The sequence below is a fragment of the Pseudomonas sp. FBCC-B1565 genome (assembly GCF_059133265.1).
Map to the genome: position 1 here is coordinate 3,051,506 of NZ_CP101438.1, position 25,009 is coordinate 3,076,514.

Here is a 25,009-nt window from a genome sequence, read left to right on the forward strand (position 1 = left end):
TGAGTCTGCGGCAGCTTTCAATTCAAAGTACGCCATAAGTTCGGGAGCGGATAAGTCTGATAGGCGCCCAGGATGCAGGATTGGTACGTTGGCCTGAGCCAGGATACTCAACGACAGGGACGCCATGCCATAAATCACTTTCGAGAGACTACCCGTGCATTCAGCGTCCTCCACCGCCTTGTCGATGTTTCAATCTCCGAATCTGCAGAACACAGACGCTCCCTCTGCGGTACAACAAAGAACACCCGAGCAAAATCGCACTCGCCGGGATACCTCAAGCGCATCCCGGCAGGATCGTGACGCCCCCTCCAACGGTATTCCGGATACCGACGTTCCAGAGTTATTTCAACAGAAAGTGGCCACGGCTCGGCATGAGTTCACCCGCGACGACTACTTGCGCGGCTATAACGCGCCCTCGTCAGTAGCATTGCCTGGTTATCACTCATCAATGCGCGACGTGGCGCTCATGAGGCTTGCGGTGGATAACCGGTTAAGCCCGGAACAAATAGGTGCATTACAGCGCCTGGTTGAGCAGCGTGTGATCAACCGGTCACAACAATCAGTGAGCCAGTTCACAAAGAGAATCTCTACCCATGGCGTAAAGGTGACTCCCGCACCGCAAAGCTACTATCTGTCTATGGTGAACCAGGCATCCGGCGGGGAATGCGCAGGGTTTTCACATTTACTCTCCCTAGCGGCGGCGCAGGGTAAACACCAGACTTTTCTGAGTAATGTCTATTACGCCATCGCAAATCCGTATGCGCCGGAATCAGAGGAGTTTTTCCGGAAAGTCTTCGAGGTTCAGGCCCGTGTAAAAGATCGTGATATTGCACATGACCCTGCAACCGTGAAGGCCGCCAGCTATACCGAGATTGCCCCGCAGTTGTTGAACTCGCCGTCCACAAAAACGCTCTTGATCAGCAGTGAAGGGCATCGCCTGACCGCAGGCGTCATCGTTGATCCACAAGGGGGGCGAACGTATTACTTCAGTGATCCCAATACGGGTTTTACTGAGGCTGTTTCGGCGGAACTGTTTGAAGGTGTACTGAAGAAGATATATACCGATCCCGTCCTGAAACAGTTTGTGCAACCGTTGAAGGCGTTTCCGGGTGAACAGAAATACCTTATCAGCGTATTCAATCCAGATCTTATTCCCGAGATATCCGGCGCATCCAACGACATCAAGTTCATGTACAACCGTCCTCTGAATGGGCTGGACACTGTCACAGTGCTCAATACTTCACGGCTGCCGACGGTTGAGGATTCCCGCCTCAAGGCGTATTCCCCCGAACACACCGCCATCAAAGATTATGAGCGGGTGGTGCAAGGGCTGGACAACATGCAGGCCAGCAGAGGCATGCCGCAGTATCACCAGGCAAAGACCGTTCTGGAGGCCGTCAATCTATTCATCAGCAGCCACCCTGCTTCCGCGCTCGTACCGGCTATGGAGACACTCAGGAAACGTTTGACAAGTGCGATCAATGAGGCAATTGCGCCTGTTGAGTATCCCTATGTCTTCGAGCGTATGGAGCAAGATCGTGTGGCGTTGGCCGAGGGTAAAGTCGGCTTGCCGAAACATTTCCAAAGTGAAGTCATTCAGGGCAAGACTGTTGATATAAAGAGTAATGGTGATGGTGACCCCGATAGGGCAGTACGGGTAAGAGATGCTGTAGACGACGCTCTGAAGAAGCTCGCGCAGAGCGATCCTGCAGCGGCGCAGGCGATCGGGGGAAAAGTCAGGGTGATTATTGCCAACCCTGGCGATCAACCAGAAACGCGGCTGCACTTTAATAGTCCGCCGACGTTGATCATTGGTGATGATTTTTTTGCGTCACCCCCTGCAACTGACGCTACAGTCGCCGATCGAATCGGCCATCAAGCTCAGGCGGACGGAAGAAAGGTCCAAGCGTCCAGGCAGGCTGCGCTGATTGTGGGCAAGCTGGGGATGTTGGGCTATTACAAAGCTGACTCCCAAGGGTTCCTTGAGGTGGTTAACAACAAGGAGCCCTTTCGCGACGGAGGCAGTAAAGTCAGCGCACGCGCTGCCAGAAGCCCAGGTGATTTCATGGAGGAGACCTTCACCGCACGTGTATACGATGGAAAGGTCGGTAGTGAAACCGATGCTGCGCTCAATAGGCTTTTCGCTCCAGCAGCTAACGCTCCACCACCCAGCACCCCGCAGCCACCGAGCACGCCGACTCTGCCGGTCAACACGGGAGCATTACCGACCACAGCGGGAGGGACGATTGACGAGGCTGAAGTAAAACGCCTGCAAGCACTTGATGAAACCCGCGCGCCCTTGCAAATAGGGGAAGCGAGCGTCAGCCGAGTCGAACTTTATAAAATGGGCGTGCACGTCAAGGGTAAGCCAGTTGAAAACACAGTGCCCATGGATGCCAAGGGGCATATCAGTGGCGACGTGGAAATAGACTTCGACCGTCTTGTGGCTTTTTTGAAGTCGACATCGCCTGAAGTTGGGGCGCGCGTGACATCCATCGCCAGTGAAATTGCTGTCAAGCGCAGCCCTGTCACGGCCCCCTTGGTGACCCGCAGCGACGGCAGTCCCGTCCCTGAACACTTCCAGAAGCAACTACGTGACACATCACGACAGGCTGCTGAGATACGTGACGTGCAGAGCAGCGGCAAACCGCTGCCCGCAAATTTTTTCTCCCCGGCAGAAACATCGGGAAAGCCGGGGGCGACTAAAGCCGCCGGCCTCGGCTTCCAGGCGTTCAGCACATTCCAGGGGCTGTGCAGTTCCATAGAGAGTTTTCAACGTGGCGATACGACGGCGGGGGCCATCGCAGCGGGCGCTGTAGCGTCTGACTACGTCGGGATGGGTGTAGAGGCTGGCCTCAACAAAATGGCGCAGTCGGCAGTCAAAACCGTGACGCCGACGATAATGGGCTTCAAGTCCTCGACGATAGGCAAGATGATTGGAAAGGTTGCGGGTGGGGCCAGCGCCGCTATCAGTGTTCCTTTTGATATCAAAAATGCCGTCGATTCGTTCAATAAAGCGGCTGGCAGTACCGGTAAGGAAGCGCAGGATCACTATGTCAACGGTGCATTCGCCGTCACCAATGCGGTGACTTCGATAGGTTTGAGCGCCGCATTTCTGGCCGGCGCGAGTACTGCCGGGCCGGTGGGACTTGCAGTGGCGGCAATATTGATGACCGCACAAGCGATTTACTCGGCCGTGCGTACTGTGGAGGACATCAATGAATACACGCCGCTGTCCGGTTCGAAAAAGTTCGAAGTCGGACTGAAAACATTCCTGGGGTTTGAGCCTGGGTTTGATGTCATGAAGCCTTATCTGGAAGCGAAATATGCCAAGGATTACGACACGCAGAAGAGGACGTATCATCAGGCCTTCCTGGACGGCCCGGGCAAAGACCATTTCGAACGTGTTGTATTTGGCGCTGGGGATGTAGTCGTCACGCAGGTGCCGGGAAAGGTTGAACTGACAGGCCAGCACTGGTGGGCTCCGATCACCTATTTGCTGAACCTGATCAAAGTGGATGGGAAAGTCCCATCCGTTAACATCAGGGGTGGGAATGATCGTATCAATGCGCCTGCCGACTCCTGGAACGGCATGTCAGTCAAGCCTGTGGAGGGTGCACAGGGGACAGGAAAGGCCACGCTCTGGGACCTGGGCGATGGCGATGACGAGGTGGCGGGAGTATTCAGCAAACCCAACTACTTCTTGTTGGGGGGAGGGAAAAAACTGATCAGTGGGGGAGCGGCTGATGATTCGGTTATCTTCAGCGCTGATGCACGTCAGACCCTGCAGCAGGCAGAGCAGGTCTGGGATACTCAGAACAATAAAGGGTTCAGTAAAAAAGCCACTGAGCTCTGGGGCGGTGAGGGCCGTAACACACTGGTATTGTCCGGCAGCTTGAGCACCACTTACACCGAAGGCAAAGACACTAAAACCGCCAGCTATTCAGGGCATGTCATTGACTTCAAGACCGGGTTGATTTCAGTCAGTACGCCAGACTCGAAAACAGAAGGTACTTCTCCCATTGCCTATTTTCATGAGTTTTCAAATGCCGCCACAGTTGAAAATGGCGAAAGTTATATCGTGGGTGATGACCAGAGCAATCTGTTTACCTTGAACGGCAAGCATGATGTGGTTTTGACCGGCAAGGGCTCCAATGTTGTCGTGATCAATGGCGGCGCTAACATTGTCGGAGAGGGCGGCCCCAATACCTACATCGTCAACAAAAGCGATAAGGAGGTCACCATCAAGGACCCGAACGACAGTGTGATCAAGTTGGACTACAGCGCGGCACAGGTGTCGGGATGGAGGGTTTCAGCCTCGGGGGACTTGACTGTAAACCTTAAGGGGGATGAGCCTGGAAGCGAACGTCAACTGGTAGTCCAGAATGCTTTCTCCAGCGATTCAACGAGTGACAAGGCACGGCCCGCATTTATCACCAATGACGGTGTGATGATGGCAATCAACGCGCCACGCCAGCCTGGTTCAGGCACACGTGTTGTGCAGGTCAGCAGTGTCAAAGTCGAAGGTCCCATGCCCCAAGCCTGAGTCCCCGCGCAGTAGCAACAGCATGGGGTGACTGGCACCGGATACAGTGCCAGTCAATCTCAGCGTTTTTGCAGGCTGCGCTCCATACGCTGCAAGCCTTCCTCCAGCATCGACCGTGGGCAGCCGAAGTTCAGGCGCACGAATTGCTGGCTGTCATCACCGAATTCGATGCCGGCGCTCAAACCGACCTTGGCCTGTTCCAGGAAGAACTGCTGCGGGTCATCCAGGCCCAGGGCACTGCAATCCAGCCAGGCCAGGTAGGTGCCTTGCGGCGCGTGCATGACCACACCGGGCAGGCGGGTCTGCACGGCGTTGAGCAGGTAGTCGCGGTTGGCTTGCAGGTACTGCACCAAGGCGTCGAGCCAGTCGGCGCATTCGCTGTAGGCGGCGCGGGTGGCTTCCAGGCCCAGGGGGCTGACGCTGTCGACCATGCCACAACGGGCGTGGTTGAAGCGCTCACGAATCTCGGCGTTCTGCACCACGGCAAAGCAGGTCTTCAGGCCGGCGACGTTATAGGCCTTGCTCGCCGACATCAGGGTGATGGTGCGCTGGGCGATCTCGGGGCTGAGGCTGGCGGTGGGGATGTGGCGGCGACCGTCGAAGCACAGCTCGGCGTGGATTTCGTCGGAGATGATCAACGCGCCGTGTTCCAGGCAGGCATTGGCCACGGCCAGCAGTTCTTCACGGGGGAAGACTTTGCCCATGGGGTTGTGCGGGTTGCTCAACAACAGCGCGCCGGCGCCGGTGAGCGCCTGGCGCATCGCTGGCAGTGGCGTGAGGTATTCGCCGTTGACCAGCTCGAACGGCACTTCGATGCGCGGCAGGTTCCAATGCCCTGGTGCCAGGCGGATCGGCCGGTAGTTGGGGGTTTGCAGCACCACCGGTTGCCCCGGTTGGACAAACGCATGCAGCGCCATATTGAAACCCGGCTCCACGCCCGGCAAAAACAGCAGCTCATCCGGCTGCACGCGCCAGGCGTACTTGGCCCACAGGTCGGCGATGATTGCCTCGCGCACATCCGGACCGGCGACGCTGTAGCCCAGCACCTGCTGATCGAGGCGTGCGTGCAGGGCCTTGAGCACGGCGGGCGGCGCGGCGATGTCCATGTCGGCGATCCACATCGGCAGAACGTCTTGCGGGTAGCGGTTCCACTTGGTGCTGCCGGTGCCGAGGCGGGAGTGAATCGTGTCGAAATCAAAGCTCATGGGGGGCTCGTATCAGGGCGTCAGGCGCAGGGATGGCGCTGATTCTAGCGCCATAATTTTTATAGGCCAGAGCTGATTGCGAGCGACAGTTGCCGATGCGCCTGTTCCAACGCGCGATTGACCGCTTCTTCACCGCGCACCATGGCCGGCAGGTACACGAAATCCACTGACTCAATGCCCACGGTCGCCAGGATGGCGGTCATGTACGGCGTGAGGAAGTCCGGCTCATGCCCCTTGCGGGCGTTACCGGAACTGACCAGCACAAAGGTGCGCCGGTCTTCCAGCAAGCCGACCTTGGCGAATTGCTCATTCACCGTGAAGCTGCGCTGGATGCGTACCACATGGTCGATCCAGGCCTTGAGTGCCGCCGGCACGGTGAAATTGTGCACCGGGGTGCACAGGATCAGCAGGTCGCAGGCTTCCAGTTCAACGATCAATTGTTCCGAGAGTGCCGTGGCACTGCCGCTCAGGCCGCCGGGTGTGGTGAGTGCGTTGGCATATTCACGGGTCAACGGCGGCAGCGCCTGGCCGCCGTAGTCACGTTCGGTCACCGCGGCGTCCGGCACCAGGTCGCGCAGCAGGGCACGGGCCAGTTTGAAGGTCTGCGCGGCTTTGCCGTGGGGGCTGAAACCAAGGAGCAGGGCACGGGTCATTGGCTGAGGTCCTGGGAAAAGTGCATGCCTTTGGGCAGCAGGCCGTGGCGGAAATAGAAGCGCTGGGCCAGGGCCATGTGCATGCCGGTGTCCAGTACCAGCCAGCGATAGCCAAGGGCGCGGGTTTCTTCACGCACGCGGTCGAGCAGTTGTTCACCGAGGCGGCGCCGCTGCAACGTGGCGTCTACTACCAGGTCATCGACATAGATAAAGCGGCCATACAGGGTGTTCTCGGTCAGCCGGTAGCCGGCCAGGCCGATCACCTGGCCGTTCTCCCGTGCGGCAAGCAGGCGGTAGCCGTTTTGCCGTTGGCGCTGGACTTGCTCGGCGAATGCCGTGGCGTCGCTGAGGTGCGGGCGCAGCTGCTGCATCACCGCAAAGCTGGCGATGAGATCAGTCGCGGTTTCCACGTGGGCGAATTCGACGTGTTCATTCATGGCTGTGGTTCTCCAAGTGGGCCTTGATCGCCGCCGGTACTTTGCGAAAGCTGATGGCGACACGGTTAAGGGCGTTCATCAAGCTGATGGCCAGGGTCAGGTCGGCGACTTCCTTGTCGCTGAACACTGCCGCGACCTGTGCGTAGTCCGCATCCGGCACCTGGGTTTGCGCGACCGGCGTGACCACCTCGGCCCAGGCCAGCGCGGCCTGTTCACGCGAGGTGTACAGCGGCAGCCCCTCGCGCCAGGCGGCCAGCAACATGATTTTTTCCAGGCTCACGCCCAGCTTGAGCAGGTCGCGGGAGTGGCTGTCCAGGCAATAGGCGCAGCCGTTGAGTTGCGAGACCCGCAGGTAAACCAGGTCGATCAGTTCTTTTTCCAGGCCGCAGCCGTGGATATAGCTGTGCACCGAGCCCAGGGCTTTATAACCGGCGGGGGCGGCCAGGGCGTAGTCGAGACGGTGTTTCATGGGCGATCCTTATTGCGGTGAAGAGATGCGCCATTTTCGTGGCTGGCCGGGTGGCCTGACAGGGGCATGATTGGACAAGTGGGTTGGGACATGATCAGACTTCGGCCTGTCTTCCCGCCGAGCCACTTGCGATGTCGTCACTGCCCAAATACCAGGAAATCTACCGGCGTTTTCGCCAGGCCATCGACCAGGGCCAGTTGCGCCCCGGCGAACGCGTGCCCTCGGTGCGGGCGCTGGCCCAGGAACTCAAGGTGGCGCGGGGCACCGTGGAGGCGGCGTATCAACTGTTGGTCAGCGAAGGGTTCTTCGAAGCGCGTGGGCAAGCGGGGACGGTGATTGCCGAGGCGTTGCCGCAGGTGTCGGTGAAACCCATGCCGGTTGCGCTGCCGGCGACTTCAGGCCCTCGGCCGTTGCAAATGGGCCTGCCCGCCCTGGATGCGTTCCCCCGCAAATTGTGGGCACGCCTGGTCACCCAGCAAGTGCGCCGCACCGATGCGGACAGCCTGGCGATGGGCGATGTGCGCGGCACCCAGGCACTGCGCGTGGCGATTGCCAACTACCTGGCGTTGTATCGCGGTGTGGAATGCACGCCGCAGCAGGTGTTTGTGTGTGCCGGGTATGCGGGCGGCCTCACCCTGATCTGCGAAGCGCTGTCGATGGCGGGGCAGCGCTGCTGGTTTGAAGACCCCGGGTACTTGCATGCGCGGCAGTTGTTGAGGCATCGCGGTGTGGAACTGGTGCCGGTGACGGTGGATCGCGATGGGCTGGATGTGGCGCAGGGCATTGCACGGGGGCGTGGGGCGCGACTGGCGATTGTCACCCCGGCGCACCAGAGCCCCTTGGGTGTGGCGCTGAGCCCGGCGCGGCGGCAGGCCTTGCTGGAATGGGCGCGGGAGCAGGGCAGTTGGGTGGTGGAGGATGACTATGACAGTGAATTCCGCTATCGCGGCCAGCCGTTGGCGGCGCTCAAGAGTCAGGATGCGGATGACCGGGTGATCTATGCCGCAAGCTTCAGCAAGATGCTGTTTCCGGGGTTGCGGTTGGGGTATCTGGTGGTGCCCGTGTCACTGGTGTCGACCTTTGGGCGTGCGGCCGAGGCGTTGCAGCAGCGTGGGGCGCAGTTGTTGCAATTGACGGCGGCGGATTTTCTGGAGCAGGGGCATTTCACCCGGCATTTGAAGAAGATGCGCCAGTTGTATACGCAGCGCAGGGGGTATCTGGTGGAGGCGCTGCGCGTGCATTGCGCGGGGTATCTGCGGGTGGATGAGCAGGCGGGGGGGATCAATTTGCTGGCGCGGTTGGTGGTGGATGTGCCGGACCTTGTCGTGGCTGAGGCTGCCGGTGGGGCGGGGTTGGCGGTTCAGGCGTTGTCTTCCTGGACGCTTGAGGCTGGGCGGGGGCAGGGGGTGTTGATGGGCTTTACCAATGTGGCTTCGGCGTCTGACGCGGTTGTGGTTGCCATGGTTTTGCGTGATGTGATTGGGGGGTGTGTATCCGTTATTTAGGTCACGGCTACTATTGGTTCCGCCCTTACGGCCAGCTCTTTCAAGGTCTTTAGGTAGAACAGGCGATAAGTACCCTGTGGTGAGCGGGCTTGTCCCGCGTTGGGCTGCGAAGCAGCCCTGAAACTCGCGTCTGAAGAGTGCCTGACTCACCGCATTGCTTCTTCCAGGGTCGCTTCGCAACCCAACGCGGGACAAGTCCGCTCGCCACAGGAGCAGTGTTCGTCTTTGCGCTGGCCGGTCAGTGCTTGACCGGGGTCGGCAGGGTCACGAGGTTGACGTAGCCATCCCAGAATTGCTTCTGGTCCACGCCGAACACCACCTTGGCCTTTTGCGTGCCCACCGGGGCACCTTTGGCGTAGCCCAGTGCGCGGCCGTAGTCGGCGCCGAAGGTGGCGTCCACATCCACCCACAGGTCGCGGGATTCGGTGACGATTGCGGGGTTGACCAGGTACAGCGCCGGCAGGCTGTCCCAGGTGAAGCTGTGGTAGCTCGGGTCCTTGTCGAACAGCGGGCCGAACTCATGCTTGTACAGGTCGGCAATCGCGTCTTTGCGAGCGATCACGCGCTGGTACACCGCCTTGTCGAAGGTGACTTTCTCGCACACATCGTTGGGGAAAATCACGTGCTCGATGGGCGAGCGCAACACGATCTTTGCCGCCTCCGGGTCGAACCACCAGTTGAACTCCGCTGCCGGCGTGGTGTTGCCCGGAATCTCCAGGGCACCGCCCATGTACACGATGCGCTTGATCAGCGGCACGATGTCCGGTGCCGAGCGAATCGCCAGGGCGACGTTGGTCAGCGGGCCGACGGCGAGGATCGTCACCTGGTGCGGGTTGGCGCGCACGCTGTCGACGATGAACTGCGCGGCGGTTTCCTTGCGCAGTTGGGTGTGGGTGGCCAGACCATCCGGTGGTGCGACCAACTGCGAAGGAGAAGTCGGGCGAGGGTGCTTGAACGCCCCCGGCCAGCCGGTACCGAACAGCGCCTTTTCCGCCTCGTAGGTGGCGTAGTCATGCAGCAACGGGTAGGCGGCGCCGGAGTAGACGCCTACCTCTTTCTCCACGCCCATGCGCTCCACGGCCTTGAGGGCGTCGACCTGTTCCTGGTCGACCCAGGCGTTGCCGCTGACCAGGGTCATGCCCAGCAGCTCGATGCGTTTCTGCGCATGCAGCTGGGCGAGCATGATGAAGGCCTGGCCGTCATCGTTGAGCACATTGAAGTCGGTGTCGAAGATGACTTTTTCCGCCGCCTGGGCGGTGCCGGCACACAGGCCGACCGCGACAAGCAACGCACAGCGTTTCAAGAAGCCTTGCATGGTGATTCATCCGAAAAAATGTGGTTATCAGCGGTTGACCAGTTTCGCCGGCAAGGCGATGACCAGGAAGCTGCTGAGAATCAGGCAACCGGCGAAAAACCACAAGGCACCGGCGCTGCTGCCTGTGACGTCGATCGCAACGCCCATCAGCGAGTTGCTCACCAGGCCGGCAATATTCGCCACCGAACAGGCCAGGGCAAAGCCGGTGGCCGCCGCGGTGCCTTTGAGGAAGGTCGCCGGCAGGCTGAAAAATACCGGCACCGCGCCGATGATCGCCGCCGAGGCAATCGCGAACAGCGCCACGGTGGCCGCCACGTTGTGGGTGAAGAAGGTGCTGGTGGCCATCGCCGCCGCGCCGATGAAAAACGGCACGATGATGTGCCAGCGGCGCTCGCGGTGTTTGTCGGAGCTGGCGCCGATCAACAGCATGCCGAGCAGGGCGGCGACGCTCGGCAAGGCTGTGAGCACGCCGATATGAAAGGTGTCGGTGACCCCGGCGTTGCGGATGAAGGTCGGCATCCAGAAACCCATGGCGTAGGCGCTGAGCAGGATCGAGAAGTCGATACCGCCGAGCATCCACACCTTGAGGTTGAAGAACCCGTCGCGGAAGCTGTGCTTGCTGGCGGCGCCATCGGCGTCGTCCTTGCGCAGCTCGGTTTCCAGCAGGGTCTTTTCCTCGTCCGACAGCCATTTGGCTTGCTGGTAGGTGTTGGGCAGCGCCCAGAAAGTCAGCACGCCAAGTAACACGCTGGGCACCGCTTCGATCAGGAACAGCCACTGCCAACCGCGCAGGCCGCCCATGTGGTCGAAGTGGCCCATGATCCAGCCGGACAGCGGGCCGCCGATCACGCTGGACAGCGGCAGGCCGATCATGAACAACGCAATGATGCGCCCGCGCCGGTGAGTGGGGAACCAGGTGGTCAGGTAGTACAGCACGCCCGGCAGAAAGCCCGCTTCGGCCGCGCCGAGCAGAAAGCGCAGTATGTAGAACTGGGTGGTGGAGGTGACCAGCATGGTGCAGGCCGAGAGCAGGCCCCAGGTGATCATGATGCGCGCGATCCAGATCTTCGCGCCGACCCGTTCCAGCACCAGGTTGCTTGGCACTTCAAAAATGATGTAGCCGACAAAGAACAGGCCGGCACCGAGGCCGAACGCGGTTTCGCTGAACTGCAACTGGTCGAGCATCTGCAGCTTGGCGAAACCGATATTGATCCGGTCCAGGTAGGCGGCCAGATAACAGAAGCACAGGAACGGAATCAGCTTCCAGGTGATCTTGTGGTAAAGCGTGTTGACGGGATCGGCGACCGTGGTCGCCGGCGCTGCATTCGCAATGGGCATCGGGTGTCTCCTGGCGGTGACTTATGGTTTTTTTATACAGCCGGCAGTTGGTGTAGGGTCGCGGACCGCGCTCTTATGGCGCTTTTATGGCTAAAACCTTATTGCTCCCTGAATTTGCGCATCGCCTCCTGCTTGCTCACCACGTCGCCATACTTGCTGTCGATATCGAACAGGTTGGCTTCATGGGGGGCCGGGTGTCGGTCGCCGACGCATTCGCGCACGACGATGGTGCGAAACCCGTGTTGCACGGCATCCACCGCCGTGGCGCGGATGCAGCCGCTGGTGGAACAGCCAGCCAGTACCACGGTGTCGATGCCTTGTGCATGCAGCATCGGCGCCAGGCTGCTGCCAAAAAACGCACTGGCGTACTGCTTGGTGATCACCACTTCATCGGCCTGGGGCAGCACCTCGGCGCAGAACGCGGCCAGTGGGTTGCCTTCGACCATGTCTTTCATCACCGGGGCCTTCTTGACCCAGATTCCGCCATCGACGAAATGGCCGGGATGGTAGCGGATATTGGTGTGCACCACCGCAATCCCGTGCTGGCGCGCGCTGGCCAGCAGCTCCACGCTTTCAGCCACGGCCGTGACCACACCCGGTGCGAACAGCGGCGCGCCGTCGGTGGTGTAGCCCTGCATGAAGTCGATCATCAGCAGCGCGGCCTTTTTGCCAAAGCCGATGCGGTTGCCCCATACGCCCTGGTAGTTGGCGTCGGCGGATTGTTCGCTCATCTTCTCAACTCCTCATTCATGTTTGCTGTGGCGAGCGGGCTTGTTGTGGTGAGCGGGCTTGCCCCGCGTTGGAGTGCGTAGCGCTCCCGCTTTTTTTGGGGCCGCTGCGCAGCCCAACGCGGGGCAAGCCCGCTCACCACAGAAGCCCGCTCGCCACCACCACAGAAGTGCTTTGCACTCCAATTAGTAGGCACCGGAGAGCAGGGCACCCGCGCCAGGCACGATGGGCTCCAGGTCCAATGCCTTGAGCATGGCGTAGGTGGTGGCAATAGCGGCGGTTAGCACCGGCTTGCCGGTTTGCGCCTCGACCTTGGCCACCACCGGCAGCGACTGCATCTGCACGCAGGCGGACAGCACGATCACGTCGACGCCTTCCAGGTTCATGCCGGCGACGATGGCCGGCAGGTTGGCCGGGTCGTGGCGGGCCACTTCGAGGTTGTCGGGGATCTCCAGGGCGCGCCAATCTACGACTTCAAAGCCTTCCTCACGGATGTAGTTCACCACCAGCTCAGTCAGCGGTTTCATGTACGGCGCGACGATGGCGATGCGCTTGGCGCCCATCACTTTCAGCCCCTCGATCAAGGCGCCGGCGCTGGTGATGACCGGGGCGTTGGCATCGTTGTCGGCAGTGGCCTTGCGCAGGCGTTGTTCGGAGTTGCGGTGATACCCCAGCCCCATGGCCATGATCGCCACCAGGCACGCATAGCCCAGCACATCGACCTTGGCGTCGGACAGTTCGACGGCGCAACGGTCGGACTCACCGTCCATGGCCGCCAGTTCTTCCTTGCGCACCTGCTTCATGCGCATGCGGCTGGAGTGAAAGGTAAAGCGCTCGGGACGGATCGCCTGGCGCGCGGTGAGCATCGCCGGGATCTCGGTTTCCATGGTGGTGTTGGAGCTCGGCACGATCTGGCCGATGCGGTAAGGCTTCTGCATGGTGGTCTCCGTTTTTATTGTGTGAGGAAGTCGCCGAGGGCGTGGAAGAAACCCTCGAAGTCATCCCACGGAATCATGTGCCCGGCGTTGGGTACGCGGGCGACCTGGATGTTCGATTGCAGGTCCTGGATTTCGGCAATGTCCTCATCGAGGATCACCCCGCCGCGACCCGCGACCATCAGCAGGGCCGGGGCCTTGAGGTGGGGCAGGTCCTGGTGGAAATCCACCGTGTGGAAGTCATTGAAGGCGCGCACGATGGCGGGTTCATAACAGGTGTGCAGCCATTCGGCACGCAGTTGCAGTTGTTCGTCGGTCCAGGTGGCGCAGAAGGCACGCATCGCCTCGGCGTCCATGCCGACCAGAGATTGGCGGATCGAATCGACGTACCACGGCAGTTTGCTCGGGTACTCACGCCGACCCGGGCCAGACACCGGCGGGTCGATCAGCACCACGCGCTTCACGCCCTGCGGATGTTTGACCGCACTGCGTACGGCAAAACGGGCGCCCATGGAATGGCCCATCAGGTGGTAGCTGTCCAGGTTCAGCGCATCGGCAAAGGCACCGATGTCGTCGGCGCAGGTATCCGCGCTGTAGTCCAGTTCGGGGCCGGTGGAGGACAGCCCGCGACCGCGCACGTCCAGCACGTAGGTGTCGAACTGCTCGCCCAGGCGCTCCGCGACGAAACCCCAGGTGATCGCAGGACTGGTGATGCCCGGGATCAGGATCAGCGCCGGGCCTTTGCCGCCGTAGCGCAAGTAATGCTGGCGAATGCCGTTGGCCTGCACGTTGCCGCCGTAGAGGAAGGTGCTCACGCGGCCACCCCCGATTTCAGTGCCTGGGCGTACAGGTCATAGCCGTAGACCCAGGCCGGATCTTCCTGGGTGCGCAGCCAGGTGTTGGCGTTGGACACTGCTTGCACCCGCGAGGCGCGTTCCTTGCGGTTGGCTTCGTACAGCTCGAAGGCGGTGCGGTAGTCGCTGATGCCGGTTTCCTGCAGGCAGCGGGTGAGCATGGCGGCGTCTTCGATGGCCATGCCGGCGCCCTGGGCCATGTGCGGCTTCATTGGGTGGCAGGCGTCGCCGAGCAGTACCAGGCGACCACGGCTCCACAGCGGCAGTGGGTTGCGGTTGCGCAGCGGCCATTTGGTCACGCTGTCGGTGGATTCGATCAAGGCTTGCACAGTGGGGTGGTAGCCCTTGAAGGCATCGAACATCTCTTCGCGGCTGCTGTCGACGAACGCGCCCTGGAAGTCCCATTCGGGGTGGGGTACGCCGGTCACGTAGTAGTACTCGTCGCGCTTGCCGGTGGTGTAGTAGACCATCATGTGGCGGTCCTCGGTCCACCACTTGATGCAGTCTTCGAACTTGTGGTTGTACTTGGCGAGCTGGTCGCCACGGATCAGTGCGCGGTGCGCGACCCAGCCGCTGTACAGGGGTTTTTCCACGCCCAGCAGTTCTTCGCGGATCTTGGAGTTGATGCCGTCGGCACCGATCACGATGTCGGCGTAGGTCACTTGGCCGTCGGCGAAGGTCAGGCGCACCTGGGTGTCGGTTTCTTCGAGGCTTTCCAGGCGTTTGTTGAAGTGCAGGGTGCCGGGCTTGAGGGTGGACATCTGCAGCGCATGCAGGTCGCCACGGTGCACGGTGATGTAGGACGCGCCGTAGCCGGTGAGCGGAATGCGCGAGAGGTAGTCGCCGGTTTCACCGCAGCGGCTGAACCAGTGCTCGGGGTGCGAACCCATCTGGTCCAGCTGCTTTTCGATGCCCATGCGGCGGAAGATTTTCATGATGTTGGGGCCCATGTGGATCCCCGCGCCCAACCGGGAAAACTCCGGCGCCTGCTCATACACATCGACGTCGAAGCCGGCTTGCTGCAACAGGGTGGCAGCGGCGGCACCGCCGAGACCGGCACCGACGATGGCGATTTTTTGAGTGCTTCCCATGGGGCGTGTTCCTCTCTCTTGGTGATTCTTTGTGATGTTCGGCGGCAACTGTCTGCAAGGTTTTTAAAGTGTATACGCTCATTTTTTGAAATGGGAAGCCTGTCTTGGCAAATTTATTTTTTGGCCATATTTATCCTGTGTAACGCTATGTATCTAGCAAATGCTGGGTGTGTATCGATAGGTAACGTTATAGTGCGCCGCTTGCAGTCTGTTCGCAATTCGGTTCTTATCGTTATTAAATGGCGTATACGCTATAAAAATGCACTAGAGTGAAGCGCAGTGCCTGAACTTGGTGCAGACCCACAGGAGACAGGAAAATGCCGGTAAGCGATTGCGAATTGACCCAGATGTTCGAGCACGTGTTGAAGCTGTCCAAGGTCGACCCGACCCAGAGCGTCGCCGTGCTCAAGAGCCATTACTCCGACCCGCGCACCGTGCGTGCCGCCATGGATGCTGCGCAGCGCCTGGGGGCCAAGGTGTATGCGGTGGAGTTGCCTTCGTTCAACCATCCCAAGGCGATGGGCAACGACATGACCGCCTACTGCGGCGACACCGCGCTCACTGGCAATATCGCCGCGCAGCGCGCCCTTGAAGCGGCGGACCTTATCGTCGACACCATGATGCTGCTGCACTCGCCGGAGCAGGAGCAGATCCTCAAGACCGGCACGCGCATCCTGCTGGCCGTGGAACCTCCGGAAGTACTGGCGCGCATGCTGCCCACCGAAGAGGACAAGGTGCGTGTGCTGGCGGCCGAGCAGTTGTTGAAGAAGGCGCGTTCGATCCATGTCAAATCCCGCGCCGGCAGTGACTTCCGTGCCGCCCTGGGGCAATACCCCTCCGTGACCGAATACGGCTTTGCCGATGAACCGGGACGCTGGGACCACTGGCCCAGCGGTTTCCTGTTTTCCTGGCCCAACGAAGAAACCGCCGAGGGCGTGCTGGTGCTGGACATCGGCGACATCCTGCTGCCCTTCAAGACCTACACCCGCGAGAAGATCACACTGGAGATCGAGAAGGGCTTCATCACAAAGATCCACGGGGGATTCGAGGCCGAATACCTGCGTGACTACATGAAGTACTTCGACGACCCCGAGGTGTACGGCATCTCCCATATCGGCTGGGGCCTGCAACCACGGGCACAGTGGACGGCCATGGGCCTGCACGACAAGAACGACGGCATGTGCATGGATGCGCGGGCGTTCTACGGTAATTTCCTGTTCTCCACCGGACCGAACACCGAGGTGGGCGGGACACGCAAGACGCCGTGCCATATGGATATTCCGCTGCGTAATTGCGACGTGTACCTGGATGATGAGGCGGTTGTGATTGCGGGGGATGTGGTTGCCCCAGCAGGCTCCCTGGCCCGCTGATTAACCCATGTGGGAGGGGGCTTGCCCCCGATGGCGGAGGGGCAGCTGGAAATTAGCTTGCTGATACACCGCCATCGGGGGCAAGCCCCCTCCCACATGTAGACTACATTCGAGCATGAGAAACTTGAGTGCATCCAACAACGAAGCCATCATGCTTCCCCATCGCCAGCCATCCACCGAGCCAAGCCGTGCCTGATTCCTACGTCTTTTCTGAACAAGTTGGCCACCTGCTGCGCAAGGCCTACCAGCGCCACCTGGCGATCTTCCAGCAGAATGTCGGCGACTCCCAGCTCACCGCCGTGCAGTTCGTGACGCTGTGTGCACTGCGCGATCACGGTGCAAGTTCGCTGACCGAGTTGGTCAAGGCGACCGCCGTGGACCAGGCGACCATTCGCGGGATCGTCGAGCGACTCAAGGCCAAGGCACTGATCAGCCTGGAACCGGACCCGCAGGACAAACGCAAAGTGGTGGTGGACCTGTCCCCGGCAGGTGCCGAACTGGTCGCCCAGACCGCGCCCCGTGCCGCGCAGATCAGTGAATTGACCATGAGCAATCTCAACCCGGCCGAACGGGTGGCGGTACTGTTCCTGTTGCGCAAGATGATCGACGATCCCCAGGAATAGTCACTGCTGGCACCGATCTTGCTCTAAGTTCGTGTAGTAACTACTTCACCAGTCAAGTGTGTCGCGAGGCCCCAGGTCCGCGATGCTTTTTTTTGACTGTTTCATGTAGTGATTACTTCACCAACTGTTACGGGCGAAGCACATGATCAGCCAGCACATCACAGTAGCGCTTGAGGTCAACGGGCAAACACGCGAAGTCAGCGCTATAGCGGACACACCGCTGTTGCTGGTGCTGCGCAATGACCTGGAACTCAATGGTCCCAAATATGGCTGTGGCCTGGGGGAGTGCGGTGCCTGCACCGTGATCATCGATGGGGTGGCGGCGCGCGCCTGTGTGTTTCCGTTGTCGGGGGCCGTGGGACGCGAGATTGTCACCCTCGAAGGCCTGGGCACGCGCCAGGCGCCGCACCCGGTGCAACAAGCCTTTATCGATGAGCAGGCCGCGCAATGTGGCTACTGCCTCAACGGCATGATCATGACCGCCAAGGCCTTGCTTGACCGTAACCCCAACCCCAGCGAAGCCCAGGTGCGCAACGAGCTGTCGGGCAACCTCTGCCGCTGCGGCACCCATATCGAAATCCTGCGCGCCGTGCTGCGTGCGGCCCGCCTGCTGACCGTGGATTGATGACCATGCCGAACATTCCGCTTTCCCGTGACCAATGGCTGGCCAAGGCCGGCGTCCTGTTGATCGTCGATGAGGTGCTGCCGCCTTCGGGGCCGGTGGCCAAGGGTGGCACGCCTACGGTCAAGCCCAAGGAGCTTGGACTGTTTATTGCGGTCAACGATGACGGCCTGGTGTATGCGTTCAACGGCCATGTGGACCTGGGCACCGGCATCCGTACGTCGCTGGCGCAGATCGTGGCCGAGGAACTGGACCTGGCGATGGACCAGGTGCAGATGGTGCTTGGGGATACCGAGCGCGTGCCCAACCAGGGCGCGACCATTGCCAGCGCTACCTTGCAGATATCAGCGGTCCCCCTGCGCAACGCGGCTGCCGAAGCCCGGCGTTTTCTGTTGGCGCGGGCAGCGGGACGCTGGGGTGTGAGTACCGCCAGCCTGAAAGTGGAGGCTGGCGTTATTCAAGCGCCAGATGGGCGCACCACTACCTATAGTGAACTGGTCAGCGGCCAGCACGACCAGCTGCGCATCAGCGGTGACGCGCCGTTAAAGGCCATTGAGGACTATCGCCTGGTGGGCAAGGGCGCCGCACGGGTGGATATCCCCGGCAAGGCCACTGGCGAACTGACCTACGTGCACGACATGCGCGTACCGGGCATGCTCCATGGACGGGTGATCCGCCCACCGTATGCGGGGCTCGATTGCGGCGATTTTGTCGGCAACAGCCTGTTGAACGTGGATGAGTCCTCCATCGCCCATATTCCCGGCATTGTTGCGGTGGTGGTCATCCGCGATTTTGTCGGCGTGGTCGCGTTGCGTGAAGAGCAGGCGATCAAGGCCGCCAGCACCTTGCAGGTGCACTGGAAGCCCTGGAACCACGCCTTGCCGGACATGAGTGATGTCGAGCAGGCCATCCGCGACAACCCTCGCGTGCGCCGCACCGTGCTTGACCAGGGCCATGTCGATGAAGCCCTGGCGGGTGCCAGCCAACGCATGCCGCGCAGTTACCTGTGGCCGTACCAGATGCACGGCTCGATCGGCCCTTCCTGTGGCGTGGCGGATTACTCGCCGGCCGGCAGCCGGGTGTGGTCGGGCAGCCAGAACCCGCACCTGCTGCGCGCCGACCTGGCGTGGCTGCTGGAGTGTGATGAGGCGCTGATCGATGTGATTCGCATGGAAGCCGCCGGCTGTTATGGACGCAATTGTGCGGATGATGTGTGTGCCGATGCCCTGTTGCTGTCCCGTGCAGTGGGCAAACCGGTGCGCGTGCAATTGACCCGTGAACAGGAACACCTGTGGGAGCCCAAGGGCACTGCGCAGTTGATGGATGTGGATGGCGGCCTCAACGCCGATGGCAGCATTGCCGCCTACGACTTTGAAACCAGTTACCCCTCCAACGGCGCGCCAACCCTGGCGTTGTTGCTGACCGGCCGCGTGGAACCGGTGGCGGCGATGTTCGAGATGGGTGACCGCACCTCGATCCCGCCCTACGACATCGACAACATGCGCGTGAGCATCAACGACATGGCGCCCATCGTGCGTGCGTCGTGGATGCGCGGTGTGTCGGCGTTGCCCAACACCTTCGCCCACGAATCCTATATCGATGAATTGTCCTTCGCCGCCGGTGTCGACCCGGTGGAGTACCGCCTGCGCTACCTCAAGGACGAGCGTGCCATCGACCTGGTCAAATCCACCGCCGAGCGCGCCAATTGGACGCCGCGCACCGCGCCGATGCAAACCGCCAACGACGATCACCTGCTGCGTGGCCGGGGCTTTGCCTACGCGCGCTACATCCACAGCAAGTTTCCTGGTTTCGGCGCGGCCTGGGCGGCATGGGTCGCGGACGTAGCCATCGACAAGCAGACCGGTGATGTGTCGGTGACACGCGTGGTGATCGGCCATGACTCGGGGATGATGATCAACCCGGCTGGGGTGCAGCACCAGATCCACGGCAATGTGATCCAGTCCACCAGCCGTGTGCTGAAGGAGCGCGTGACCTTTGAGGAGTCGACGGTGGCGAGCAAGGAGTGGGGCGGCTATCCGATCCTGACCTTCCCTGAGGTACCGCAGATCGACGTGATGATGATGCCGCGCCAGGACCAGCCGCCGATGGGCGCCGGTGAGTCGGCCTCGGTGCCCAGCGCGGCGGCGATTGCCAATGCGATCTACGACGCCACCGGCATTCGGTTTCGTGAGCTGCCGATCACCCCGGAGCGGGTATTGGCGGCGCTGAATGCCGGCACCTTGGGCGAGCCGGCCAAGTCGCCGGAGAAACGGCGCAAATGGTGGTTCGGCGCGTTGTTCGCCACCTTGGGCGCGGTGTTGGCGACGGCCTGGCCCTTCCACAATGAAATCGCCCCGATTGCGCCGCCCAGCGCCGGCACCTGGTCCAAGGCCACCCTGGAACGCGGGCGCTTGCTCGCGGCAGTCGGTGATTGCGCGGTGTGCCATACGGCGCCGGGCGGTGCGACCAATGCCGGTGGGCTGGCGATGGAAACCCCCTTCGGCACGCTGTACAGCAGCAACATCACCCCGGACGTGAAGACCGGCATCGGTGCCTGGTCGTACCCGGCGTTCGAGCGCGCGATGCGCGATGGGATTGGCCGCGACGGGCGCAACCTGTACCCGGCGTTTCCCTACACGGCGTTTCGCAATATCAACGATGCAGACATGCAAGCGCTGTATGCCTACCTGATGTCCCAGGCGCCGGTGAGCCAGGCGCCGACGCCGAATGCCATGCGCTTTCCGTTCAATATCAGGCCGTTGATGGCGGGGTGGAACGCGTTGAACCTGCGGCGCGGAGAAATCACCCCGCAGCCTGAGCGCGGCGAGCAATGGAATCGCGGCAATTACCTGGTCAATGGCCTGGGGCATTGCGCGGCCTGTCATTCACCGCGCAATTGGATGGGGGCGGAGAAGGGCGGCAAGGCGTTCCTGGCCGGGGGCATGGTCGATGGCTGGGAAGCGCCGGCACTGACCGGCCTGTCCAAGGCGCCGACGCCATGGACCGAAGATCAGTTGTTCACCTACTTGAGTACCGGCTATTCCGATGCCCATGGCGTGGCCGCAGGCCCGATGGGGCCAGTGGTGAGTGAATTGTCCAAGCTGCCCAAGGCGGATATCCGTGCGATGGCGGTGTACCTGGCATCGCTCAATGGCGAAGCCGCAGCCGAGGCCCAGGTGGCGGCGGCGGTCAGCGTGCCGAATCCCAATGGCCGACGCGTATTTGAAGGTTCATGCAAGGCCTGCCATGCCGATGGGCTGGGACCGAAGCTGTTTGGGGTGAGCCCGTCGCTGGCGACCAATACCAATGTGCACAGCGACCAGCCGGATAACCTGATCAAGGTGATTCTGCAAGGCATCAGCCACCCGGCGACCAAGGACCTGGGGTATATGCCGGGGTTCAAGGACAGTTTGTCGAACAGCCAAGTGGTGGATCTGGCGGCGTATCTGCGCGGGCAATTTGCGCCGAATGCGCCGCAGTGGAAGGGGTTGGAGCAGAAGGTGGCGCATCTGCGCGCCAACCCCGGCACCCATTGACGCAATGGGGTAAAACAGGTGGGAGGGGGCTTGCCCCCGATGGCGGTGGGTCAGCTAAACATAGGCTGGCTGATGTACCTGTATCGGGGGCAAGCCCCCTCCCACATTTTGATTGGGTGTTTACAGGGAGGGCGGGGTGACGCCACGTATCACTAAATCACTGATAAAACTCAGCCAATCCTGCTGCTGCCCTTTGTTCGCCAGGTCTTCACCGAGGAATGAGCTGAGGGTATGCCGGTTGGAGTTATAGAAGTAGCACAGCGAGGCGATCATCAAGTACACGTGCTTGAGGTCGACATCCTGGCGAAACACCCCCTGGGCCTGGCCGGCTTCGATGATCGGCTTTAATACGCCCACGGCTTCACCGGACAACCTGCGCATCTCGCCGGATTGCTGGGCATGCTTGCCTTGGTGCAGGTTCTCGATGCTCAGGATCGCCACGAATTCCGGGTGCTTGACGTAGTAATTCCAGATAAACGCCACCAGGTCGCGCAGGGCCTGCTCCGGTGCGTCCAGGTCCAGCTTGAGCTTGCTTTCGGCTTTGTTGAACTGCTCATAGATGTGTTCCAGCACGCAGACGAACAGGTGTTCCTTGCTGCCGAAATAGTAATAAAGCATGCGGTCGTTGGAGTCGGCTTCCTTGGAAATGGTGTCGACACGCCCGCCGGAATAACCGTCACGGGTGAACACCTTGACCGCCGCCTGGAGGATGCGCGCGCGGGTCTGGTCGGCCTGTTGGGCGCGGATGCCGGTCTTCTTGATCATCACCATGTCAGAGCGCCTTGCGGGACAGTCAGGGCGCGAAATATAGCATGGGCGTTTTCAGGTCCGTTCTGTGACCGACAAGTTCTGTAATAAAAACGCCATTGCGCTGGGGATTAAATCCGCAACGGGCTATTTTGGTGCGTCCCAATAACTAGAGTAGCCATGGATGAAATACCAACCTTTCAGCCGTACCTTGATTGCCACAGCCCTGGTGTTGACCGTCAGTGGTGTGCAAGCCGCTTCCCAGGCCCCGGTGGCCGGTGAAAATGGCATGGTGGTGACGGCCCAGCATTTGGCAACTCATGTGGGTGTAGATGTGCTCAAGGCCGGCGGTAATGCGGTCGACGCTGCCGTGGCCGTGGGCTATGCGCTGGCGGTGGTGTACCCGGCGGCGGGCAACCTGGGCGGCGGCGGTTTCATGACCGTGCAACTGGCGGACGGGCGCAAGACCTTCCTCGACTTCCGCGAAAAAGCCCCGTTGGCGGCCACCGCCGACATGTACCTGGACAAGGACGGCAAGGTCATCGACGGCCTCAGCGCCAAGGGCCACCTGGCTGTCGGCGTGCCCGGCACCGTGTCGGGCATGGAGCTGGCGCTGAGCAAGTACGGCACCCTCAAGCGCGCCCAGGTCATCGCCCCGGCGATCAAGCTGGCGGAAAACGGCTTTGCGCTGGAGCAGGGCGACATTGACCTGCTGCACACCGCTACCGGCGAGTTTGAAAAAGACAAGGACATGCGCGGGATTTTCCTGCATAACGGCCAGCCGATGCAGGTCGGCCAGAAGTTGGTGCAGAAGGACCTGGCCAAGACCCTCAAGGAAATCTCGGCCAAGGGCAGCGACGGTTTCTATAAAGGCTGGGTGGCCAAGGCGCTGGTGGATTCCAGCCAGGCCGGCAAGGGCATCATCACCCAGGCTGACCTCGACAAGTACAAGACTCGCGAACTGGCGCCCATCGAGTGCGACTACCGTGGCTATCACGTGGTCTCGGCACCGCCTCCCAGCTCGGGTGGCGTAGTGATCTGCCAGATCATGAACATCCTCGAAGGCTACCCGATGGCTGATCTGGGCTATCACTCGGCCCAAGGCCTGCACTACCAGATCGAAGCCATGCGCCACGCCTACGTGGACCGCAACAGCTACCTCGGCGACCCGGACTTCGTGAAGAACCCGATCGAGCACCTGCTGGACAAAAACTACGCGGCCAAACTGCGCGACGCCATCGAACCGCAGAAGGCCGGTGACTCCCAGGCGATCAAGCCAGGCGTGTCACCCCATGAAGGCAACAACACCACTCACTATTCCATCGTCGACAAGTGGGGCAACGCGGTGTCGGTTACCTACACCCTCAACGACTGGTTCGGTGCGGGCGTGATGGCGAGCAAGACCGGGGTGATCCTAAACGATGAAATGGACGACTTCACCGTCAAGGTCGGCGTGCCGAACATGTACGGCCTGGTCCAGGGTGAAGCCAACGCCATCGCACCGGGCAAGGCGCCGCTGTCGTCGATGAGCCCGACCATCGTGACCAAGGACGGCAAGGCGGTGATGGTGGTGGGTACGCCAGGTGGCAGCCGCATCATTACCGCGACCTTGCTGACCATCCTGAACGTCATCGACTACAAGATGAATATCCAGGAAGCCGTGGACGCGCCGCGTTTCCACCAGCAATGGATGCCGGAAACCACCAACCTCGAGCGGTTTGCCGTGAGCCCGGACACCCAGAAGATCCTTGAAAGCTGGGGCCACAAGTTTGCCGGTCCGCAGGATGCCAACCACTTGGCGGCGATCCTGGTGGGCGCACCGTCGCTGGATGGCAAACCGGTGGGTAACAACCGCTTCTATGGGGCGAATGACCCGCGTCGCAATACGGGGCTGTCGCTGGGCTACTGAGGCGTGAGGTGGTGATGCAGGTGGGCCAGGGACAGCGCCAGGCTGTCGTGGGATAACTGGATGGCGGCGCCTTCGGCGCTGCCCTGGGCCGCCGGTATCACCCGTTCGAACATGTGGTTTTCATAGGCCTGCACTGCGGATGAGCAGTCGAGTGTCTCCAGCAGGTGCTGCGCCAGTTCAGCCGCATCCAGCATCGCCGCGTTCACCCCTTCGCCGCCAAACGGCGACATCAGATGGGCCGCATCGCCGATCAGTGTCAACCCCTGGCGGTGGGACCAGCGATGGCCGACGGGCAGGGCGTAGATCGGTCTCGCCAGTACCGTCTCGTTCGCCGCATCAAACAATGCCAATACCTGCGGGTGCCAGCCATGGAACTGGGCTTTCAGTGCGGGCAGGCTGAGGTGATCGGCTGCCCAGTCGGACGGTACACGGAAGATCGCATAGCCGCGCAAATGCGCGTTGGCGTTGCGCTGCACGATGATCGCCTTGGCTTCTCCGGTAACCTGCAGGGTGCCTCGGCCAACCAGTCCGGCGAGATGCGGGTGCTGACAGTCTGCATCGTCGATGCCGAATTCGATAAAGGTCAATCCGCTGTATTGCGGCTGATAGGTCGACAGCAGCGGGCGTATTTTCGACCAGGCGCCGTCGGCACCCACCACCAGGTCGAAGGGCCCGTGGGTGAGCGCGTCTTGATGCAGCGTCCAACGTTCATCACCGGTCGGGCGAACGTCGGTGACGCTGACACCCCAGCTCACACAGTCTTGCGGCAGTGAATCCAGCAGCGCCTGGCGCAAGGCGGTGCGGTCGACTTCAGGGCGGTCGCCTGCGCTCGGGTTGGGGGCTTCGAACAGCAAGCGCCCATGTTGATCCATCAAGCGCGAGCCTTGGTCTTCGTAACGGGCGATGCGTTTGAACGCGTCCTCCAGGCCGGCACGCTGCAAGGCGAGTTGGCCGGATTCGGCATGCAGGTCAAGCGTGCCACCTTGTGGGCGCTCCAGCGGGCTACGTTCACGTTCAAACACGCTGGCGTTGACGCCATGGCGGTAAAGGATTCGCGCCAAGGTCAACCCGCCGGGGCCGGCGCCGACGATGGCGATGCGCAACGAGGTATGCATGAAGTTGTCC

Annotated in this window: 19 protein-coding genes; 7 read left to right on the top strand and 12 right to left on the bottom strand. The window is 61.2% G+C overall.

All coding sequences use genetic code 11. The annotated features are described in order from the left end of the window. Positions 1-154: 154 nt before the first annotated feature. Positions 155-4,546 carry an Mcf1 protease effector domain-containing protein gene (locus tag NL123_RS14470; protein WP_494358080.1) on the top strand — a complete coding sequence of 1,464 codons (4,392 nt, stop codon included), beginning with the start codon at positions 155-157 and terminating at the stop codon, positions 4,544-4,546. A gap of 59 nt (positions 4,547-4,605) precedes the next feature. On the opposite strand, the gene NL123_RS14475 is transcribed toward NL123_RS14470, so the two are convergent. The 4 genes from NL123_RS14475 to NL123_RS14490 are packed head-to-tail and all read right to left on the bottom strand — an operon-like array spanning position 4,606 to position 7,310. Continuing rightward, entirely contained in the window at positions 4,606-5,751 is a 1,146-nt protein-coding gene (locus tag NL123_RS14475; RefSeq protein WP_494358081.1) for a MalY/PatB family protein, read from the bottom strand. A gap of 59 nt (positions 5,752-5,810) precedes the next feature. Further along, positions 5,811-6,404, bottom strand: a complete 594-nt coding sequence (locus NL123_RS14480; protein WP_494358082.1) for an FMN-dependent NADH-azoreductase — start codon at positions 6,402-6,404, stop codon at positions 5,811-5,813. Beyond that, positions 6,401-6,841, bottom strand: coding sequence for a GNAT family N-acetyltransferase (locus tag NL123_RS14485; RefSeq protein WP_494358083.1), 441 nt, complete (start codon positions 6,839-6,841; stop codon positions 6,401-6,403). Before NL123_RS14485 ends, NL123_RS14480 begins: the two co-directional genes overlap by 4 nt. Next, positions 6,834-7,310: a carboxymuconolactone decarboxylase family protein gene (locus tag NL123_RS14490; protein WP_494358084.1), complete on the bottom strand. Its 477-nt coding sequence runs from the start codon at positions 7,308-7,310 to the stop codon at positions 6,834-6,836. The genes NL123_RS14485 and NL123_RS14490 overlap by 8 nt, the downstream gene beginning before the upstream one ends. A gap of 131 nt (positions 7,311-7,441) precedes the next feature. Between NL123_RS14490 and pdxR the strand changes: the two genes are divergently transcribed. Further along, entirely contained in the window at positions 7,442-8,815 is a 1,374-nt protein-coding gene (gene pdxR / locus NL123_RS14495) for a MocR-like pyridoxine biosynthesis transcription factor PdxR (RefSeq protein ID WP_494358085.1), read from the top strand. 238 nt (positions 8,816-9,053) lie between these two features. Here pdxR and NL123_RS14500 read toward each other — a convergent pair whose 3' ends face one another. The 6 genes from NL123_RS14500 to NL123_RS14525 form a co-directional block, all read right to left on the bottom strand. Continuing rightward, a complete protein-coding gene (locus tag NL123_RS14500) occupies positions 9,054-10,130 on the bottom strand; it encodes a nucleoside hydrolase (protein WP_494358086.1) in 1,077 nt (358 codons plus the stop codon). Between the two features lie 27 nt (positions 10,131-10,157). Further along, complete coding sequence (locus NL123_RS14505) at positions 10,158-11,468, bottom strand: MFS transporter (RefSeq protein WP_494358087.1); 1,311 nt, start codon at positions 11,466-11,468, stop codon at positions 10,158-10,160. A gap of 98 nt (positions 11,469-11,566) precedes the next feature. Then, positions 11,567-12,199 (bottom strand): N-carbamoylsarcosine amidohydrolase, encoded by a 633-nt coding sequence (locus NL123_RS14510; protein ID WP_494358088.1) that lies wholly within the window; start codon positions 12,197-12,199, stop codon positions 11,567-11,569. A gap of 183 nt (positions 12,200-12,382) precedes the next feature. Further along, positions 12,383-13,135: a maleate cis-trans isomerase family protein gene (locus tag NL123_RS14515; RefSeq protein ID WP_010210656.1), complete on the bottom strand. Its 753-nt coding sequence runs from the start codon at positions 13,133-13,135 to the stop codon at positions 12,383-12,385. A 14-nt stretch (positions 13,136-13,149) separates the two neighbouring features. Next, the gene (locus NL123_RS14520; RefSeq protein WP_494358089.1) at positions 13,150-13,947 is read right to left on the bottom strand and encodes an alpha/beta fold hydrolase; all 798 of its coding nucleotides are present in this window, start codon (positions 13,945-13,947) and stop codon (positions 13,150-13,152) included. Continuing rightward, complete coding sequence (locus tag NL123_RS14525; RefSeq protein ID WP_248481759.1) at positions 13,944-15,077, bottom strand: FAD-dependent monooxygenase; 1,134 nt, start codon at positions 15,075-15,077, stop codon at positions 13,944-13,946. The genes NL123_RS14520 and NL123_RS14525 overlap by 4 nt, the downstream gene beginning before the upstream one ends. Positions 15,078-15,394: 317 nt before the next feature. On the opposite strand from NL123_RS14525, the gene NL123_RS14530 reads away from it, so the two are divergent. The 4 genes from NL123_RS14530 to NL123_RS14545 all read left to right on the top strand — a co-directional run bounded on the left by NL123_RS14530 (position 15,395) and on the right by NL123_RS14545 (position 21,228). Then, on the top strand, positions 15,395-16,447 hold the full coding sequence (locus NL123_RS14530; protein ID WP_494358090.1) for a 2,5-dihydroxypyridine 5,6-dioxygenase: 1,053 nt from the start codon (positions 15,395-15,397) through the stop codon (positions 16,445-16,447). Positions 16,448-16,635: 188 nt separating this feature from the next. Continuing rightward, the gene (locus tag NL123_RS14535; RefSeq protein WP_179040838.1) at positions 16,636-17,070 is read left to right on the top strand and encodes a MarR family winged helix-turn-helix transcriptional regulator; all 435 of its coding nucleotides are present in this window, start codon (positions 16,636-16,638) and stop codon (positions 17,068-17,070) included. A gap of 142 nt (positions 17,071-17,212) precedes the next feature. Continuing rightward, positions 17,213-17,695, top strand: coding sequence for a (2Fe-2S)-binding protein (locus tag NL123_RS14540; RefSeq protein WP_494358091.1), 483 nt, complete (start codon positions 17,213-17,215; stop codon positions 17,693-17,695). Then, positions 17,695-21,228, top strand: a complete 3,534-nt coding sequence (locus tag NL123_RS14545; protein WP_494358092.1) for a molybdopterin cofactor-binding domain-containing protein — start codon at positions 17,695-17,697, stop codon at positions 21,226-21,228. Before NL123_RS14540 ends, NL123_RS14545 begins: the two co-directional genes overlap by 1 nt. Positions 21,229-21,348: 120 nt before the next feature. Here the strand turns inward: NL123_RS14545 and NL123_RS14550 are convergent, their stop codons facing one another. Then, a complete protein-coding gene (locus tag NL123_RS14550) occupies positions 21,349-21,996 on the bottom strand; it encodes a TetR/AcrR family transcriptional regulator (protein WP_494358306.1) in 648 nt (215 codons plus the stop codon). 163 nt (positions 21,997-22,159) lie between these two features. On the opposite strand from NL123_RS14550, the gene ggt reads away from it, so the two are divergent. Next, positions 22,160-23,884: a gamma-glutamyltransferase gene (ggt, locus tag NL123_RS14555; protein ID WP_248481750.1), complete on the top strand. Its 1,725-nt coding sequence runs from the start codon at positions 22,160-22,162 to the stop codon at positions 23,882-23,884. On the opposite strand, the gene NL123_RS14560 is transcribed toward ggt, so the two are convergent. Continuing rightward, the gene (locus NL123_RS14560) at positions 23,878-24,999 is read right to left on the bottom strand and encodes an FAD-dependent oxidoreductase (RefSeq protein WP_494358093.1); all 1,122 of its coding nucleotides are present in this window, start codon (positions 24,997-24,999) and stop codon (positions 23,878-23,880) included. The two genes, ggt and NL123_RS14560, sit on opposite strands and share 7 nt — an antisense overlap. Positions 25,000-25,009: the final 10 nt, after the last annotated feature.